This is a genomic window from Telluria sp. AC161, from assembly GCF_979258535.1.
This window is the reverse complement of sequence record NZ_OZ409861.1, coordinates 261,115-278,418: the sequence shown is the minus strand read 5'-3', so window position 1 is coordinate 278,418 and position 17,304 is coordinate 261,115. Positions and strand designations below refer to the sequence as shown.

The following is a 17,304-nucleotide window of genomic DNA, read 5'->3' as shown; positions in this document are numbered from 1 at the left end:
CAGCCCCGTCACGCATCCGCTGCCGGATCAGGAATGTTCTTGCAGCAAATGACGTACTGTAGCGCTCAGCTCTTCCACCGACATCGGTTTGCCGAGTTGTACTGAAAATCCGGCGGCAATGGCTGCTGCAATATTGTCAGCGCGCTGCATGCTGCTCACGGCGATGGCAGGCAACGTCACAAACTGCTCCTGCGCACGCACTCGCTGCATGAGGCCAAGACCGTCGGCGGTGTTTGTCGATATGTCCGCAATCAAGAGGTCGACAGTCTCCTGGCCCAGAATGCGCAGCCCCTCTTCGGCACTGATAGCGGCAAATACGGTCGCCCCGCTCACCTCCAGCAGGGACGTGAACACGTCGAGCATGTCACGCACAGGGTCGATCACCAGGATGCGCCGCCCTGCGAGGGCCTCGTCCATGCTGCGCTGACCTTGCTGTGGTGACGACTCGGCACTTGCCGCCAGCGGAAGCCAGACGCCGAAGCGCGCGCCTTTGCCCACCCCGTCCGAAAATGCTTCGACACGACCGCCATGCAATTTCATGATGTCGCAGACCAGCGCCAGGCCGATACCGAGGCCGCCATTTGCACGGTGTATCACCGCGCCGCTCTGTCCATACATATCGAATACATGGGGTAAAAATTCCGGCGCGATACCTTGTCCGTTGTCGACCACGTCCAGCCGTACCCATGCATCCTCGCGCACGATCGACACCTCGACATGGCCGCCCGCGGGCGTGAATTTCATTGCATTGCTCAGCAAATTCATCACAACCTGTTCGATGCGTACCTTGTCGGCCAGTACCATTGCACCTTCCCCGTTATCGGAGAAACCGATCGCCACTTCGCTGGCAGCATCCCCGGCGCGCGCAGTGTCGATGAGTTCGCAGACGACACGTCCTATATCAAGGGGCACTTTCGCCAGAGACAACTTGCCTGTTCGTATGCGCGACATATCCATCAAATCATCAATGATTTTTGCCTGGCTTGTCACCGCGTTGCGAATCCCCTTGGCGATACGGGGGAAGCCGGGCGCCTCCCGCACCACGGGCATCCGTGAAAGCAGTTCGACATTGATGTTGATCATGTTCAAGGGATTACGCAGTTCGTGCGCCATCACCGACAGGAACTCTTCTTTCAGGGCTGAGTCTTGCTGCGCTTCCGAACGGCTGACCTGCTCCCGGCCAAGTGCCTGCTCGCGTTCGTTCTCGTGGCGCACGCGCACTGTCGCGTCGCGCGCAATCTTGGCATAGCCGTAAAAAGCATCGTCAAACAGCGGCGTCGTGACCCCGCTGCAGTAGAAACGCGAGCCATCCTTGCGCACGTGCCACCGTTCGTCCTCGGCCCTGCCATCGAGAAGTGCGCACCGCAACTCGTCGGCCGGCACGCCATTGGCGATGTCTTCCGGAACGAACAAACGCTCCAGCGTCTGCTGAGCCATTTCTTGTGCGCTGTAGCCAAACACGTATTCCGCTCCCCTGCTCCAGCTTGTTACTCTTCCCTCCGCGTCGAGCGTGATGATGGCGTAATCGCCCGCGCTCTCGGCCACGAGGCGCATGCGCGCTTCGCTGGCGCGCGCCTGCTCTTCGGCCTGACGTCGCAGCGTAACATCGAAGAACGTCATCACCGCACCTTCAATCCGATCCTGGTTGGTCCGGTATGGCAGCAAGCGCACGATGTAGCAACGCCCTTCATTGCTGCGCACTTCACGTTCTACCAGGCGCAGTGTCTCGAACGTCGCATTGACGTCTTCCGGCAATTGCTCGTAATCGAGTTTATGGGTCAGGTCGAGCAGCGAACGACCGACGTCGGACGCGATGATCGAAAACAGATCTGCCGCGCGCGGCGTGAAGCGCTTGATGCGCATGCCGCCGTCGACGAAGATGGTCGGGATGTCAGTCGAGGCGATCAGGTTGTTCAGGTCATCGTTGGCCTTGCCTGTTTCCTCGACTTTCACCTTCAGCTCATAATTAACGGTGACCAACTCTTCATTGACGGATTGCAGCTCTTCCTTGCTGGTCTCCAGTTCTTCGGTCGCCGAGCGCAGCTCTTCATTGATGGCCTGCAGCTCTTCGTTCGACGCGCGCAACTCTTCGGTCGACACCTCGGAGCTTTCGATCGTCTCTTGCAACTGTTCACGCCTGCGCTGGAGTTCAGCCTCGAGCTGGGCCAGCACCACATCGTGACTCCCGCTGGGGTGCTTTTCGACCAGTGACCCTGACGTCTCCTCGGCTTGCCTGAACAACACCAGCACGAAATCGCTCTCGGCCTCTTCGTCGCGAAACGGTTGCAGCGTCATCGCGATCGGGTAAGGTGCCAAGTGGCTGGCCAGCGCAATCGGGCGGCAGGTAATCGCCGCATTGCCCTGGGTAACCTGAAACAGCGCCGAGCGCAATTCGAGACGTAATTCGGGCAGGATCAGATTGAGCAAACTGCGTGACGGCTCGCCGCCGGTCATCCGCACGAATTGCCCGGCATGCTCGGACAGGTGAACGATATTGCCGTCGCGGTCGATGATGGCGGAAGGCGGGGCAATCTTCGCCAGCGCGCGCTGGTGCAGTGCGCCGTAGGACAAGGCGCGCTTCAGCGGTACCCGGCTGCGGAGACTTTCCGGCATGCGTACGCCAAAACCGGCTCTGCCGGGACTTTGATATTGCACCTGGGGAATATCAAAACGCGCGCGGTAGATGCGGTTTTTCTTGTCGACCGGGATGAAATAATCGGCGACCGCATCGGCCGATTCAGAACTGCCCAGAAACAGAAACCCGCCGGGTTTGAGCGCAAAGTGAAACATTTGCAGTACCTTCGACTGCACATCCCGGTTCAGGTAAATCAGCAGGTTGCGGCAAGTAACCAGGTCGAGCCGCGAGAAAGGCGGGTCGCGCAGGAGATTATGCGCTGCGAACAAAATCCGGTCGCGTACTGACTTTCGGATACGGTAACGCTCATCTTCTTTTGTGAAATATTGCCGCAGTCGCGCCGGTGCCACGTCGGTGATGATCGCGCCTGGATAAATACCTGCGCGCGCCGTATTGATGGCGTGCTCGTCAATATCCGACGCAAACACCTGAAACGGCGGCGCGTTGTCATTCAGCGCTGCCTGTTCGGTCAACAGGATGGCCAGCGAATAGGCTTCCTCCCCACTGGCACAGGCCGCTACCCACGCGCGGACCTCCCCTGGACCTTTGTCCTTGAACAAATCGGGAATGACATCACGTTCAAGTGCTTCGAAGGCTTCACGGTCGCGGAAGAAGTTGGTCACCCCAATGAGCATGTCATCGAGCAAGGCCTTGAATTCGCCAGGATCGGCCTCGAGGACTTCGCTGTATTCCGGCAGCGTACGCACGGCGCGCACCTGCAGGCGCCGTTCAATGCGACGCAGCACCGTGGCACGTTTGTAGTGCCGAAAATCGTGGCCCGTGTGGGTAAACAGCTGACCGATAATCTGCTGCAAGGCCTCTTCGGCAACTGCCGCTTCGACCGGGCCGGGAAGCAGGGCAATTGGCGCCTCTCCATCGCCCGGCAATGGCAGCTCGATGATCCTGGCGTTATCCCACAACTCGATGAGCTTTTGCGGAATATCGATCACCGGGAGGACGAAATCGACGGCGTTCGTACGGATGGCAGCCAGCGGCATGCCCTCGTACTCGGCATCATCGGGCGCCTGCGCGAGGGTAAGTCCGCCATTCTCCTTGATACGGGCCAGCCCCACGGCGCCATCGCTTCCCGTACCCGACAATACAATGGCGATCGCGCGCTCCCGGTGCACCTCCGCCAGCGTGCGAAAGAACAGGTCAATGGCGACATGCTTGCCGCGCGGCCGTTCCAGCTCGCTGACCACTAAAAAACCATCGAACATGGATAGTTGATGGTTTGGAGCAATGACATAGATGTGGCTTGGTTCGATCTTTACCTTGGCGGTAACTTGTACTACCGGCATGCGTGTCGAACGCTGAAGAATGGCGGCAGCCGCACTGGGGTGCGTCGGCGACAGGTGCAGGATTACCACGAAGGCCATATCGTGTGATACAGGCATGTGCTCGAACATATTGAGCAAGGCAGTCATGCCACCGGCAGAAGCACCTATGCCGACGACCGGGAAATCCAAGGTCGATGGGACGCTTGCCTGGTCGGCGAGGAGCGCACTTGGAAGTTTCCCAGGATTCGTCATGATGTAACCAAGTGTTAACTCGTGGGTATTCTAGATTACCGCACATTGATTCGAGTCAAATCAGGGGCAATTAGCGCAATATTTTTAAGAAATTAACGAAAAGTCCAACAATTTCAGGACCAGAATTTCTACGCTTATACTGAAGTTGCGATACATAAATATTGGTTTTTCTGATTTCCGACCTGACCCACCTGCAGTCCTTGCAGGAATGCGGTTCATCGATCACATCAAGCTCGTCGGGCCACCATCTCCCGCACCCGCTGCGCCATCATGTCGATCGAAAACGGCTTGGTAAGGATCGCCATGTCGGGCCCTAGCTGCCCGTTGTCGAGCAAGGCGGTTTCGGCATAGCCGGTGATGAAAAGCACTTTCAATTCAGGCCGTCCCACCCGCGCGGCATCAGCCATCTGTCGCCCGTTCATCCCGGGCAATCCGACATCGGTGATCAGGAGATCGATGCGCGTGGCCGATTGCAGCAGGGCCAGACCGCCGGCGCCATCTTCGGCGTTCAGTACGTGGTATCCCAGGTCTTCCAGCAGATCGACCACCAGCATGCGCACGCTTGGCTCGTCGTCGACCACCAGGATCGTCTCGCCCCGGCCGTCCGGGGATGCCAGCGCCACCGGCTGCGCGGCATCGACGCCCTCGGCCTGGCCGCGATGGCGCGGCAGGTAAATGCTCACCGTGGTGCCCCGCCCTACCGCCGAATCGATGTGCACCTGGCCGCCAGACTGCTTGGCGAAGCCGTAGATCATCGACAGGCCCAGCCCCGTGCCCTGCCCGATCGGCTTGGTCGTAAAGAACGGGTCGAACGCCTTGGCCACCACGTCCGGCGCCATGCCGGTACCGGCGTCGGACACCGACAGCGTCAGGTAGTCACCAGGCGGCAGTTCGAGCGCGCGGGCGGCAACGGGGTCGATTTGGCGATTGGCGGTTTCGATAGTAATCGAGCCGCCGGCCGGCATGGCGTCGCGCGCGTTGATGCACAGGTTCAGCAATGCATTTTCAAGCTGCGACTGGTCCACCAGCGCCGCCCACAGCGCGCGCTCGGCGCGTGGCTCCACCTGCACGCCGGGGCCGACCGTGCGCCGGATCATGTCAAGCATGCCATCGACCATCGCGTTGACGCAGATGGCCGTCGGTGCGAGCGTCTGGCGGCGCGAGAACGCCAGCAGGCGATGGGTCAGCGCCGCAGCGCGCCGGGTCGCCCCCTGCGCCACGCCGATGTAGCGATCGACATCGCCCACGCGGTCTTGCGCGATGCGGATCTTGACCAGATCCAGACTGCCCGCGATGCCGGCCAGCAGATTGTTGAAGTCATGCGCCAGGCCGCCGGTGAGCTGGCCGACCGCTTCCATTTTCTGCGAGTGGCGCAGCTGCTCCTGGGCCCGTTCGAGCTCGGCCTGGCGCTCGCGCTCGACCGTGATGTCGCGGCCGGTCGCATACGTCACGCTGCCTGCTGGCGCCGCGGCCCACGAAATCCAGCGTATCGAGCCGTCCTTGTGGCGATAGCTGTTGACCAGATGCGGCTGCTCGCCTTCCGCTGCAGCGCCATACGCATTCATCGTCGAGGCATGGTCTTCGGCCACGACGAATTCATTGGTGTGATGCCCTACGAGTTCGCCGGGCGTGTAGCCAAGCAAATGGGTCCATGCCGGATTGACGCGCCGGAACACGCCATTGGCATCAATCGTGAGCAACAGGTCGGGCGATGTGTCCCACATGCGGTCGCGTTCGGCCTGGGCTTCTTTTTCAAGGGTCACGTCACGCGCCGAGCAATACACCTTGCCGTCGTCCGGGACCGCCACCCACGACAGCCAGCGCCAGCCGCCGGCCTTGTGGCGGTGGCGGTTTTCGAATCGCAGCGCCGGGATGTTGCGCTCGAGTGCATCACGCCACACGGCCCGGGTCAGCGCGTGATCGTCGGGATGGATGAACTCCATGAAGTGCGTGCGGGCGATTTCTTCCTCGGTCCAGCCCAGGCTGGCTTCCCAGGCCGGGTTCGACGTCTCGACGAAGCCGTCGGCATTGAGCACGCCCAGGATGTCAGGGCTGACCTGCCAGGTGCGGCCGCGCGCCAGCGCCTGGGCAATGACTTTCTGCTCGAGCTGCTCGTTGAGGGCGCGCAGCTTGAGGATCGCCTGGTCGCGTTCAGCCTCGACCGCGCGCCGGCCCTCGACGTCGATCAGCACGCCCGGGAACGACAGCCCGGTGCCGTCCGGCGCCAGATCGACCCGGCCGTTGGCCTCGATCCAGTAGTAGCGCCCGTCGGTGCGCCTGACACGGTACTGGTGGGCATAATGGCCGCCGCGCGCGATGACCGTGTTGATCGCCTGCGCCAGGCCGGCCTGGTCGTCGGGATGGACCGTGGCGACGATCTGGGCCAGGCTCAGACCGACGCGCCCGAGCGCCGGGTCGAGGCCGAAGGCGCGCGCAAACGCCTCGTCGACCGTGAACCGGTCGGTGGGCAAATCCCAGAACCAGGTGCCGATGATGGCGCCTGCGGCCAGTGCCAGTTGCACCCGCTCGGCATCGATGCGCGAATTGCTTTCGTGCTCGCGCAGCACGGCTTCGTCGGCTACCTGACGGCGCCGGGTGAGGATGGTGTCGGTGGTGTCGATGCAGGTGCATAACAGGCCAAGGATCTCGCCGTCGTCGCCGCGCACCGGGCCGTACGAAAACGTGAACCAGGTATGCTCGGCATAGCCCTTGCGCTGCATGACCAGCGGCAGGTCGTGCATCTTGTACGACTCACCACCGACGAGCGTGCGGTCGACCAGCGGGGCGAGCACGTCCCAGATTTCGGGCCAGGCGGCCTGGAAGCTGCCGCCCAGTGCGCGCGGGTGCTTGTCGCACAGGATCTCGGCGTAAGAGTCGTTATACAGGAGGGTTTGCCCGGCGCCCCAGACCAGAAAACTGGGGAACGCCGAACCGAGCACGATGCTCACGCCGGTGCGCAGGGTGGCCGGCCAATCCTCGATGGGCCCCAGCGGCGTGGCAGCCCAGTCATGCTCGCGAATTGCGGCGCCGAGCGCCCCGCCGTCGATGGGAAATGCGTTGGGATTACGCATGGGATCGACAGGCTACGGGACCGGCTGTCAGCGGAAAAGGGGTGCGCACGCTCATGATGCCGGCATTATGGCATGGGCGGTGCCCCCCACTGCACTACGCTGCGATGGCGATGCGCTGCTGCGCCTTGTGCCCGAGCGCGCGCCCGTGCTGCTGCCCGGCCGCCTGTGCGTCGACCTTGAACACGCTGACCATCTGCTGCAGCGCCTGGGCCTGCTCTTGCAGCGCGCCGGTGGCGGCCGCCGCTTCTTCGACCAGGGCCGCGTTCTGCTGGGTTGCCTGGTCCATCAGGCTGACCGCTTCGTTGATCTGGCCAATGCCCGACGTCTGCTCTTCGCCGGCAGCCAGGATCTCGGCCATGATGTCCGAGACCCGTTTTACACTCGAAACGATCTCGTTCATCGTGGTGCCGGTGCTGTCGACCAGGGCCGTACCCGCCTCGACATTGGTCACCGACGTGCCGATCAATTCCTTGATCTCTTTTGCTGCCGCTGCCGAACGCTGCGCCAGATTGCGCACTTCACTGGCGACGACCGCAAAGCCGCGGCCCTGCTCGCCGGCGCGCGCTGCTTCGACGGCCGCATTGAGCGCCAGGATATTGGTCTGGAACGCGATGCCGTCAATGACGGAAATGATGTCGACGATGCGCTTGGACGACGCATTGATGGCGCTCATGGTCTCGACCACGTCCCCGACCAGCTTCCCGCCGCGGATGGCCACTTCGGATGCCGAGCGCGCCACATTGTTGGCCTGGCGGACGTTGTCGGCATTGTGCTGCACGGTGCTGGTCAGTTCTTCCAGCGAGGACGCGGTTTCTTCCAGGCTGCTGGCCTGCTGCTCGGTGCGGCCCGACAGGTTCATGTTGCCGGCGGCGATTTCGGCGCTGGCGGTGGCGATCGACATGCTGCTGTCACGCACGCTGCGCACGGTGCCGGACAACTGCTCCTGCATCGAGGCCAAGCCCTTGAGCAGCGCGCCCATTTCATCCTGGCGATCGACGACGACCGTCGTCGACAAGTCGCCGTGGGCCATCGCGTCAAAGTGGCCGATGGCTTGCTCGAGCGGCCGCATGATTGCGCGCAGCAAGAGCACCGACGACACGATCGCCAGCACGAGGCCGAAGACCACGCTCAGGCCCGCCGCCCACATCAAGGTGGTAAACAGCGCCAGGCTGGACTCGAACTCGTGGCGGGCGGTGGCCAGCTGGTAGTCGTCCAGCGCGACCGACGCCTTGTCGAAGATACCGTACAGCGCCGTCATTTCTTTCATCGACAGCGCTTCGATGCGCTCGATATTACCCTGCTCGATGGCGGTGGCCAGCGCCAGCATGCCGTCATTGATGTAGCGTGTGCGTTCGGTTTCCAGCGTCTTGGCCAGTATTGCCTCCTCACCATCGCGCGGCATGGCCAGATAGGTTTGCCACGATTTGTTGGCGTCGTCGATGAAGCCCTTGGCGCGCGCGATCGTCTTGGCGACGTCGGGCGCGTCCGGATGGAACACGGCGCGATCCAGACCGAAACGGGCGCGGTTCAGGAAGTTCTTGGAATTGTTGATTGCAATGCTCGAGGCGAGCTGGTTGCTGTACACCTGCTCGAGCGCGGCATGATTCGAACGCATGCCGTAGATGCCGAGCACGCCGATGGCGGCAATGAGAAGACCGAGGACCGCCAGCGTGGAGATCAGTCGGAAACGCAATGTTAATTTGGAAAGCATGGAGGCCCTGGATAAAGTTTTCTTGCGCGGAGCAAATACCGCAACAGAAAGACGATAGCCCGGAAGTGACTACTTCTCGTCAAAAAATAGATTCTGACGTTCAATATCCTGAAAAGTAGTTGTCTTTGAGCAACAGTGCGAAGGTCTGCTGATTTTTTTTGGCTGCAAGCTTGTTCATTTGAAAAGTGTTACCTATGTCCGTGTGCAGACAGGTTTCCCACCTATATGTTGAACTGGACTTCGCAAAAGCACTGAGTGAGGTTGGTTGAACGCGTGGACGGCGTAGCCGCCCACCCTACGACTGTCATCCAGCTTATTTTCACCAAGGAATAAAAAACCGGGGCACATGGCCCCGGTTCTCTGGTCAAACAATCGCGCCGATTACAAATGCACTGAAATCTGCGGCATCAGATCGTCAAACGTACGGCCACTACCGTTCTCGCCGATCGCGTGCATCTTCCACTCGCCGCCATGGCGGTACAGCTTGGCCATGATCTGCGCCGAGTGCGATCCCGTCACCGACAGGTTGAAGCGCGCGACTTCCTGCTGGTTGCCTGCATTGATCAGGCGGCAGTAGGCGTTCTCCACCGTGGCGAAAGTCTGCCCGGTGAAGCTGTTGACGGTGAAGACCAGCGCCTTGACCGATGCCGGCACGGCGTTCAGGTCGACAGTGATCTGCTCGTCGTCGCCATCACCGGCGCCGGTGCGGTTGTCGCCCGTGTGGACGATGCTGCCGTCCTTGCTCTTGAGCTGGCGGAACCAGATCACGTCCACCGGCTTGTTCGACTCGTCGAACATGACCACCGATGCGTCCAGGTCGACGGCGTCCGACTTGCCGCCACCGAAGCCGAAGAAACCCTTCGACTTGATCGCATCCCAACCCAGACCCATGGTCACGCGGGACAGGCCGCCACCGGCTTCCTTGTCCAGAGAGATCTTCTGGCCTTTTTGCAGATTGACTGACATTGTGTTCCTCCGTTATTTCGCTGGCTGCTGCATCCAGGCTTTGAATGCAGTGCGGTTGCGCGAACATACATACACCTTGCCACGACCCGAGAAGCGCAGGACCATGCCCTCGCCACTGGTCTGGCTGTTGATCAGGTTACCCAGGAAACCGCCGCTGGTGCCGGTCGTGATCGAAATTTCGTAGCGCAGCGTGCTGTCCCAGCACACCACGTGCGAATTATCAATGATCGCGTCCTTGCCTGGCTCGACATCCAGCACCGACATCGACCCGAAGCCCGACACCACCACCTGGCCCTGGCCGCCTGTCTCGGTAACGAAAAAGCCGCCACTGTTGGCGAAGATCGCATTGCCCAGACTTTGCGTGCGCACCTTGAGGTCGACACCGGACGTGGCCGCGACAAATGCGCCATCGCTGATGATGTAGTGGTTCGGACCGACATCGACCGTCTGCATCGCACCCGGCAGGGTTGGCGACAGCAGGCAGTCGCCATCGCCGCGCGTGGCTTCGATGTGCTGCTGGAAGAACGACTCGCCGTTGGCAAAGGTGCGCATCAGCGCACTACCGAGCCCGCCCTTCATCTTGCCTTTGAGGTCGAGGGTCGATTCCATCATCACCATCGCGTCGGATTCGCAATAGATGGTCTCGCCCTGCTTCATCGACACATGAAGGAAAGGATCGACGTCCCCGGTCACGGTAAATACTGGCATTTGGCTTCCTTAGAATGAGGTTCCACGCAGGGCGCCTCCGCAGAAGCGCCCTGGCTTGATTGATTAAACGTTGACGCCGTAGTTGCGGGCCAGGGGCCCCAGGCCGCCGGCAAAGCCCTGGCCGATTGCGCGGAATTTCCAGTCCGCGCCGTTGCGGTAGACCTCACCGAAGATCATGGCTGCTTCGGTCGAACCGTCTTCCGACAGGTCGTAGCGCGCGACTTCGGCGTTGGTGGCGTTGTTGACACAGCGGATGAACGCCTTGCCGACCATGCCGAAGTTCTGGCGACGGGTTTCGGCGTCGTGAATGGTCACACCCAGGACGACCTTGTCGACGTCGGCCGGAACCTTGGTCAGGTCGATCGTGACGAATTCATCGTCGCCGTCGCCGGCGCCGGTCGTGTTGTCGCCCGAGTGGACGATCGAACCGTCGCTCGACTTCAGGTTGTTATAGAAGATGAAGTCGCCATCCGAACGGACTTTGCCGGACGAATTGAGCAGGAACACAGCGCCGTCGAGGTCAAAGGCTGCGCCATCGGTGGCGCGAATGTCCCAGCCGAGTGCGACTTTCAGTGAAGTCAGGCCTGGTGCTTCTTTCGACAGGTTGACGTTGCCGCCTTTTTGCAGACTGATTGCCATGATGAGAATCTCCTAAATTGTGAACACCGGGTTGCAAGCGCCGCGAGCTGGTGTTCTGCCACTCGCAGCGAATTCTGTACTGCAGGGCCGGCATGCATGCCGCCGGCCCGGTTACCGCTTACGCGCCGCCCAGTGCGGCGTGCTTCTTCTTGTACTGAATCGAGCTCCACAGCGATGCCAGGATGAAGGCCACGCCCACACCGCCGGTGATCAGCTCTGGCACATGCCACTTCATACTGGCCAGCATGATCACGGCCAGGATACCGATCGCGTAATGCGCGCCGTGCTCGAGGTAGACGTATTCATCCAGCGTGCCCTTGCGCACCAGGAACACGGTCATCGAACGCACGAACATCGCGCCGATTGCCAGGCCCAGCATGATGATCACGACGTCGCTGGTGATCGCGAACGCGCCGATCACACCGTCGAACGAGAACGACGCATCCAGCACTTCGAGGTACAGGAAACCACCGATACCGCCTTTTTTGACCGCGTCACCGACAGCGCCCTCGCCCGATTCGCTCTTTTCCAGCAGGCTGCTAAGCATATCGACAGCAACATAGACCAGGATGCCCCACATACCGGCGATCGCAACGACCATCTTCTGCGCTTCATCAACATACGTCAGGCTGAACAGCAGCGCGGCGATGGCGATCATGACGGCGATCGACGACACCTTGCCGAGCGAACCCAGTTTTGCTTCGAAGTTGCCCAGCCAGTGGGTTTCCTTTTCATCGTCCAGCATGAAGTTCAGGAACACCAGCAGCAGGAACATGCCGCCGAATGCCGCCACTTCAGCGTGGTGGTTGGTCAGGTGCATCGAGAACGCTTTTGGATTGGTCAGCGCCAGGTTCCAGACTTCTGCCGCGCCCAGGTCGGCAGCCACGGCCACGATGACCAGCGGGAACACCAGACGCATGCCGAACACGGCGATGATGATGCCGACGCCCAGGAACAGCTTGATCCAGAACTCGTCCCAGGTCTTGAGGACCGAGGCGTTGACCACCGCGTTATCGAACGACAGCGACACTTCCATGACGGCCAGAATGGCCGCCACGCCCAGCGCGGTAATCATGCCCGACGTGCCGCCATGGTCGAATCCCCACCAGGCCGCAAGGGCAAGACAGACCGCGGTCACGATGAATGACCAGGTAAAGTACTTCATTAATATTTCCCCTCTTATAATTTATAAAAAACGGTGCTGACGAACAATTGTAAAGGTTGCCAAGCGATTGAAAAAGCGAAGATAATCGGAGGATTACTTCCGAAAAACAGAAGCCATGAGCCACGCACTCCCCAACTTTCGCCACCTCTATTACTTCTGGGTAGTTGCCAAGGAAGGTAGCATTACGCGCGCCGCCGAGCGCCTTGGCCTGGCCATCCAGACAGTGAGTACGCAGCTTACCTTACTTGAACAGGCGTTCGGCAAGGCACTGTTCACCCAGCAAGGCCGGCGCCTGACACTGACCGAAGCAGGCCGCCTGGCGCTGTCGTATGCCGACCAGATATTCCTGCTGGGCGAGCAGATGCAGGAAGCGCTCGACGCTTCCGACAGCACGCGCATCCGTCTGGCAGTGGGCATTTCCGATTCGCTGCCCAAGTTCACGGCCTACCGCCTGCTCGAGGTCACGACCCGGCTGGCCACGCCGGTGCGCCTGGTGTGCCACGAAGACCAGTACGAGGCGCTGCTGGGCGACCTGGCGCTGCACAAGCTCGACGTCGTGCTGACCGACCGCGCCGTGCCCACCGGCACCACGCTGCGCGTGTTCAGCCACCTGCTTTCCGAAAGCGAGATGTTCGTCGTCGGCGCCCCGGCCCTGGCGCACGCGTACCGCGATGATTTTCCGGCATCGCTGCACGGGGCGCCGTTTTTGCTGCCCACGCGCAACAACGCGCTGCGCGGCAAGATCGACGACTGGTTCGAGCGCCATGCGATCCGGCCCGACGTGGTCGGTGAGTTCGAAGACAACGCGTTATTGAATACCTTTGGGCGACGCGGCCTGGGGCTGTTCTTCACGCCAGCTGCGCCCGCTGCCGACATCGACTACCAGCTCGGCGCCGAGCTGGTCGGCCGGGTGCCGGAGGTGCGCGAACACTTCTATGCGATCTCGAACGAACGCAAGATCAAGCATCCGGCGGTCGAGGCAATCCTGTCGGCCGTGCACAAAGGCGCGTTATCAGACGGATAAGGGCCGTGTTGGGTTGTACAATGCCCTCTTGCTTTGCCTTTTGTTAATACATCTCCAGCATGGAAAATATCCTCTTCCTCGTTCTCGCCCTGTTTCTGGTCGCGCTGAACGGCCTGTTCGTCGCCGCCGAATTCAGTATCGTCACACTGCGCAAGACGCGCGTGAACGCCATCGCCAAGACCACCGGCCTGCGCGGACGCATCCTGGAGAAAGTCCACGGCAAGCTCGACGCCTACCTGTCGGCCTGCCAGCTGGGCATCACGCTGGCATCGCTGGGCTTGGGCTGGGTCGGCGAGCCGGCCTTTGCCAGCCTGCTCGAACCGGTCTTCGCGTTTGTCGGCGTGACGTCCGAAGAGCTGATCCACAGCATTTCGTTCATCGTCGCGTTCTCGGTGATTTCGTTCCTGCACATCGTGGTGGGCGAACTGGCCCCGAAAACGCTGGCGATCCGGCTGCCGGAATCGGTGGCGCTGTGGTGCGCCATCCCGCTGTACGCGTTCTACTGGGCCATGTATCCGGCGATCGCCCTGCTCAATGCCAGCGCCAATACGCTGCTGCGCGTGGCAGGCCTGGCCGGCAAGGGCGGGCACGACCACCACTACTCGCTCGACGAACTCAAACTGATTCTGCGCACCAGCAACCCGGCTGAAAAGATCACGCAGGACGACCGCAATATCCTGGCCCAGTCGCTCGACTTCAGCCAGCTGGCCGTGTCCGAGCTGATGCGCCCGATCAACGAAGTCAGCGCCCTGTACGCCAGCCGCTCGCTTGAGCAGAATCTGGAAACCGTGCGCCGCAACCGCTTTTCGCGCTACCCGTATTTCGACAAGGACGGTGAAGAAGTCATCGGTATCGTCCATCTGAAAGACCTGTATTTCGCGCTGCAGTCGGGCCGGCCCATCGGCGACCTGACCCAGTTCCTGCGACCGGTCGAATCGATTTCGGCGCGCACGCCGGCGCAGGACATCTTCCGGCGCTTCCGCGGCGGCGCGCCTCACTTCGCGCTGATCGGCGAAAAAGGCAAGCGCCCGGTTGGCTTCGTCACGCTCGACAATCTGCTGGGCGCGATGGTCGGCGAGATCCGCGATGAATTCCGGATGAACGAAAACGATTGGCTCAAGCAGGCCGACGGCACCTGGATCGGCAAGGCCAGCCTGCCGATCTTCTCGCTCGAACGCCTGCTGGGCATCGACATCGACAACGAACAAATGGGGCTGGACGATGTCGAATCGGTCGGCGGCCTGTTGATGGCCAAGCTGGGCGACATCCCCAAGCAGGGCCAGCGCATCGGCTTCCCGCAGTTCGATGTCGTGGTCAAGAAGATGAATGGCCCACGCATCCTGCTGGTCAAGGTGATCCCGCAATTGACCCGCGCTGGCGAGAACGACGACCACGACTAACCGCCTTTTACATCGGCATTGCTGACATTACACAAGAATGATGCTATTTTTTGTGTATATCTGCGTGAACCGACGAGAGGCATTCAATGTCCGCCCAGCTTCGCCATAACGTTCACCTTGCCGGCCAGGGCGCCGCCACCATGGTGTTTGCCCATGGTTTCGGTTGCGACCAGACGATGTGGCGTCACCTCGCCCCCGCCTACCAGCACCGGTATCGCGTTCTCACCTACGATCTCGTCGGCTCCGGCGGCTCGGATCTTTCGGCCTATGACCGCGCCCGCCATGCGACGCTGCAGGGTCACGCCGACGATCTGCTCGCCCTAATCGACGCCCATGCCAGCGGCCCGGTAGTGTTTGTCGGGCACTCGGTCGGCGCGACCATCGGCATGCTGGCCACGATCGCCGCGCCCGAGCGCTTTGCCGCGCAGATCATGGTCAGTCCGTCGCCCTGCTACATCAACGACGGCGACTATACCGGCGGCTTCACGCGCGACGACATCGACGAACTGCTCGAGACGATGGAGACGAACTTCATCACCTGGTCGCACAGCCTTGCACCCACCATCATGGGCGCGCCCAACCAGCCCCACCTGGCCTCCGGGCTGACGGCCAGTTTTTGCCGCAACAATCCCGAGATCGCCCATCACTTTGCCAGCGTCACGTTCCGCTCGGACCACCGCCTTGATGTGCCCAGGTCCACGACGCCGGCGCTGATCCTGCAATGCAGCGACGACCTGATCGCGCCGCGCACCGCCGGCCAATGGCTGCACCAGAACCTGCCCGGCAGCACGTTCGCGATGGTACCGAATGTCGGCCACTGTCCGCACATGAGTGCGCCGACCGCCGTCTCGGCCGCGATCGACACCTTCCTCACACAGCAGCCAAGCTGACCATCCATGAACGCCGCCCTCACCGCGACCGACCTGTTCTTCGACCAGGCTGCTTGCGGCCTGATGGCAACCGATGCACACGGCATGATCCTCACGGCCAATGCCAGCTTGCATGCGTGGCTCGGCATGGCCCCCGGCGCGCTGGTGGGCACGCGCCTGCACGACCTGCTACCGGCCAGCGCCCGCCTGTTCCACTACACGTGCTGCGTGCCGCGCCTGCAGAGCGAGGGCGCGGCGCACGACATCCAGATCGACCTCCTGATGGCAGGTGGCGCGCGGCTGCCGGTGCTGCTCCAGCTCGTGCGTCACCGCGATGGCGATCGCGAGATCGACCACTGGGCCCTGTTTCGCGCCGGTGGCCGGCATGCCTACGAAAACGCACTGCTGTGCAAGTCGGAGGCCGCCGATGGTGGCCGCGAGGTGCAGCGCCAGCGCGACCTGCAACTGCAGGCGGTGAACACGCAATTGTCGGCAGCCGACCTGCGCAAGGATGAATTTCTGGCCACGCTGTCGCACGAGCTGCGCAATCCGCTCGCTCCAATGCGCAGCGCGCTCGACGTACTCAAGATCAAGCACGGCAACGACGAAGATGCGCGCGTGATCGGCGCGTTCGACCGCCAGCTGCGCCACCTGACGCGGCTGGTGGACGACCTGATGGAAGTCTCGCGCATCACGCAGAACCGCATGCAGCTGCGGCGCGCGCCGGTCGACATGGCGGCGCTGGTGCGCGGCGCGGTGCACGACATGGCGCCGGTGATGACGGCGGCGCGCCACACGCTGCGCCTGGCGCTGCCTGAGGCGCCGCTGACGGTGGATGGCGACGCCACGCGCCTGGCGCAGGTGGTGATCAACCTGCTGGGCAACGCGGCCAAGTACACGCCCGATGGCGGGCTGATCGATGTGGAACTGGCGGGCCAGGCCGGCCACGCCGAACTGCGCGTGCGCGACAACGGCATCGGCATTCCGGCGGGCGCGCTGGGCACGATCTTCCAGTTGTTCACCCAGCTGGAACCGGGGCGCGAGCGCGCCTGCGGCGGCCTGGGCATCGGCCTGGCGCTGGCGCGCGGCATCGCCCTGCTGCATGACGGCGAGATCCTGGTGGAGAGCGATGGCCCGGGCCGCGGCAGCCAGTTCACCTTGCGCCTGCCACTGATTGCAGGTTGCGCGGTGGCGGAAGAAATAGCAACAGCGCCTGACCAGCCAGCACCACTGCGGGTGCTGGTTGTGGATGACAATGTCGATGCGGCCGAGACGATGGCGACGATGCTCGAGCTGTTCGGCTGCACGACGCTGCTGGCGCATACGGCGGCCGGCGCACTGGCGCTGGCGCCGGACTTCCTGCCCGAAGTGGCGCTGCTCGATATCGGCCTGCCCGACTTCAATGGCTACGAGCTGGCGCGGCGCCTGCGCGGACTGGATGCCTGCGCCAGCACCAAACTGATTGCGGCGACGGGCTGGGGCCAGGAGCGCGACCGCCAACTGGCGCGCGATGCCGGGTTCGACCATCACCTGACCAAGCCGATCGATATCGAGCGGCTGCGCTTGCTGCTACAGTAAGCACCT

11 protein-coding genes are annotated in these 17,304 nt (G+C 62.0%); 4 read left to right on the top strand and 7 right to left on the bottom strand.

Going from position 1 to position 17,304, the window contains the following annotated elements; all coding sequences use genetic code 11:
• Positions 1-27: 27 nt before the first annotated feature.
• The 7 genes from ACZ0AJ_RS01270 to ACZ0AJ_RS01240 all read right to left on the bottom strand — a co-directional run bounded on the left by ACZ0AJ_RS01270 (position 28) and on the right by ACZ0AJ_RS01240 (position 12,427).
• A complete protein-coding gene (locus tag ACZ0AJ_RS01270) occupies positions 28-4,167 on the bottom strand; it encodes a CheR family methyltransferase (RefSeq protein ID WP_499453429.1) in 4,140 nt (1,379 codons plus the stop codon).
• A gap of 227 nt (positions 4,168-4,394) precedes the next feature.
• Positions 4,395-7,238, bottom strand: a complete 2,844-nt coding sequence (locus ACZ0AJ_RS01265) for a PAS domain-containing protein (RefSeq protein ID WP_499453427.1) — start codon at positions 7,236-7,238, stop codon at positions 4,395-4,397.
• A 94-nt stretch (positions 7,239-7,332) separates the two neighbouring features.
• Entirely contained in the window at positions 7,333-8,949 is a 1,617-nt protein-coding gene (locus ACZ0AJ_RS01260; RefSeq protein ID WP_499453425.1) for a methyl-accepting chemotaxis protein, read from the bottom strand.
• Positions 8,950-9,330: 381 nt separating this feature from the next.
• Positions 9,331-9,915 carry a TerD family protein gene (locus ACZ0AJ_RS01255; protein WP_499453423.1) on the bottom strand — a complete coding sequence of 195 codons (585 nt, stop codon included), beginning with the start codon at positions 9,913-9,915 and terminating at the stop codon, positions 9,331-9,333.
• Positions 9,916-9,927: 12 nt separating this feature from the next.
• Positions 9,928-10,623: a TIGR00266 family protein gene (locus ACZ0AJ_RS01250; RefSeq protein WP_499453422.1), complete on the bottom strand. Its 696-nt coding sequence runs from the start codon at positions 10,621-10,623 to the stop codon at positions 9,928-9,930.
• Between the two features lie 63 nt (positions 10,624-10,686).
• Complete coding sequence (locus ACZ0AJ_RS01245; protein WP_183557061.1) at positions 10,687-11,262, bottom strand: TerD family protein; 576 nt, start codon at positions 11,260-11,262, stop codon at positions 10,687-10,689.
• A 118-nt stretch (positions 11,263-11,380) separates the two neighbouring features.
• Complete coding sequence (locus tag ACZ0AJ_RS01240; protein WP_258836550.1) at positions 11,381-12,427, bottom strand: DUF475 domain-containing protein; 1,047 nt, start codon at positions 12,425-12,427, stop codon at positions 11,381-11,383.
• 115 nt (positions 12,428-12,542) lie between these two features.
• Between ACZ0AJ_RS01240 and nhaR the strand changes: the two genes are divergently transcribed.
• The 4 genes from nhaR to ACZ0AJ_RS01220 all read left to right on the top strand — a co-directional run bounded on the left by nhaR (position 12,543) and on the right by ACZ0AJ_RS01220 (position 17,298).
• On the top strand, positions 12,543-13,451 hold the full coding sequence (gene nhaR, locus ACZ0AJ_RS01235; protein ID WP_499453419.1) for a transcriptional activator NhaR: 909 nt from the start codon (positions 12,543-12,545) through the stop codon (positions 13,449-13,451).
• A 59-nt stretch (positions 13,452-13,510) separates the two neighbouring features.
• Positions 13,511-14,851 (top strand): hemolysin family protein, encoded by a 1,341-nt coding sequence (locus ACZ0AJ_RS01230; RefSeq protein WP_183557055.1) that lies wholly within the window; start codon positions 13,511-13,513, stop codon positions 14,849-14,851.
• An 86-nt stretch (positions 14,852-14,937) separates the two neighbouring features.
• Positions 14,938-15,741, top strand: coding sequence for an alpha/beta fold hydrolase (locus ACZ0AJ_RS01225; protein WP_499453417.1), 804 nt, complete (start codon positions 14,938-14,940; stop codon positions 15,739-15,741).
• A 6-nt stretch (positions 15,742-15,747) separates the two neighbouring features.
• Positions 15,748-17,298, top strand: a complete 1,551-nt coding sequence (locus tag ACZ0AJ_RS01220) for a hybrid sensor histidine kinase/response regulator (RefSeq protein ID WP_499453415.1) — start codon at positions 15,748-15,750, stop codon at positions 17,296-17,298.
• The last annotated feature ends 6 nt before the right edge of the window (positions 17,299-17,304 follow it).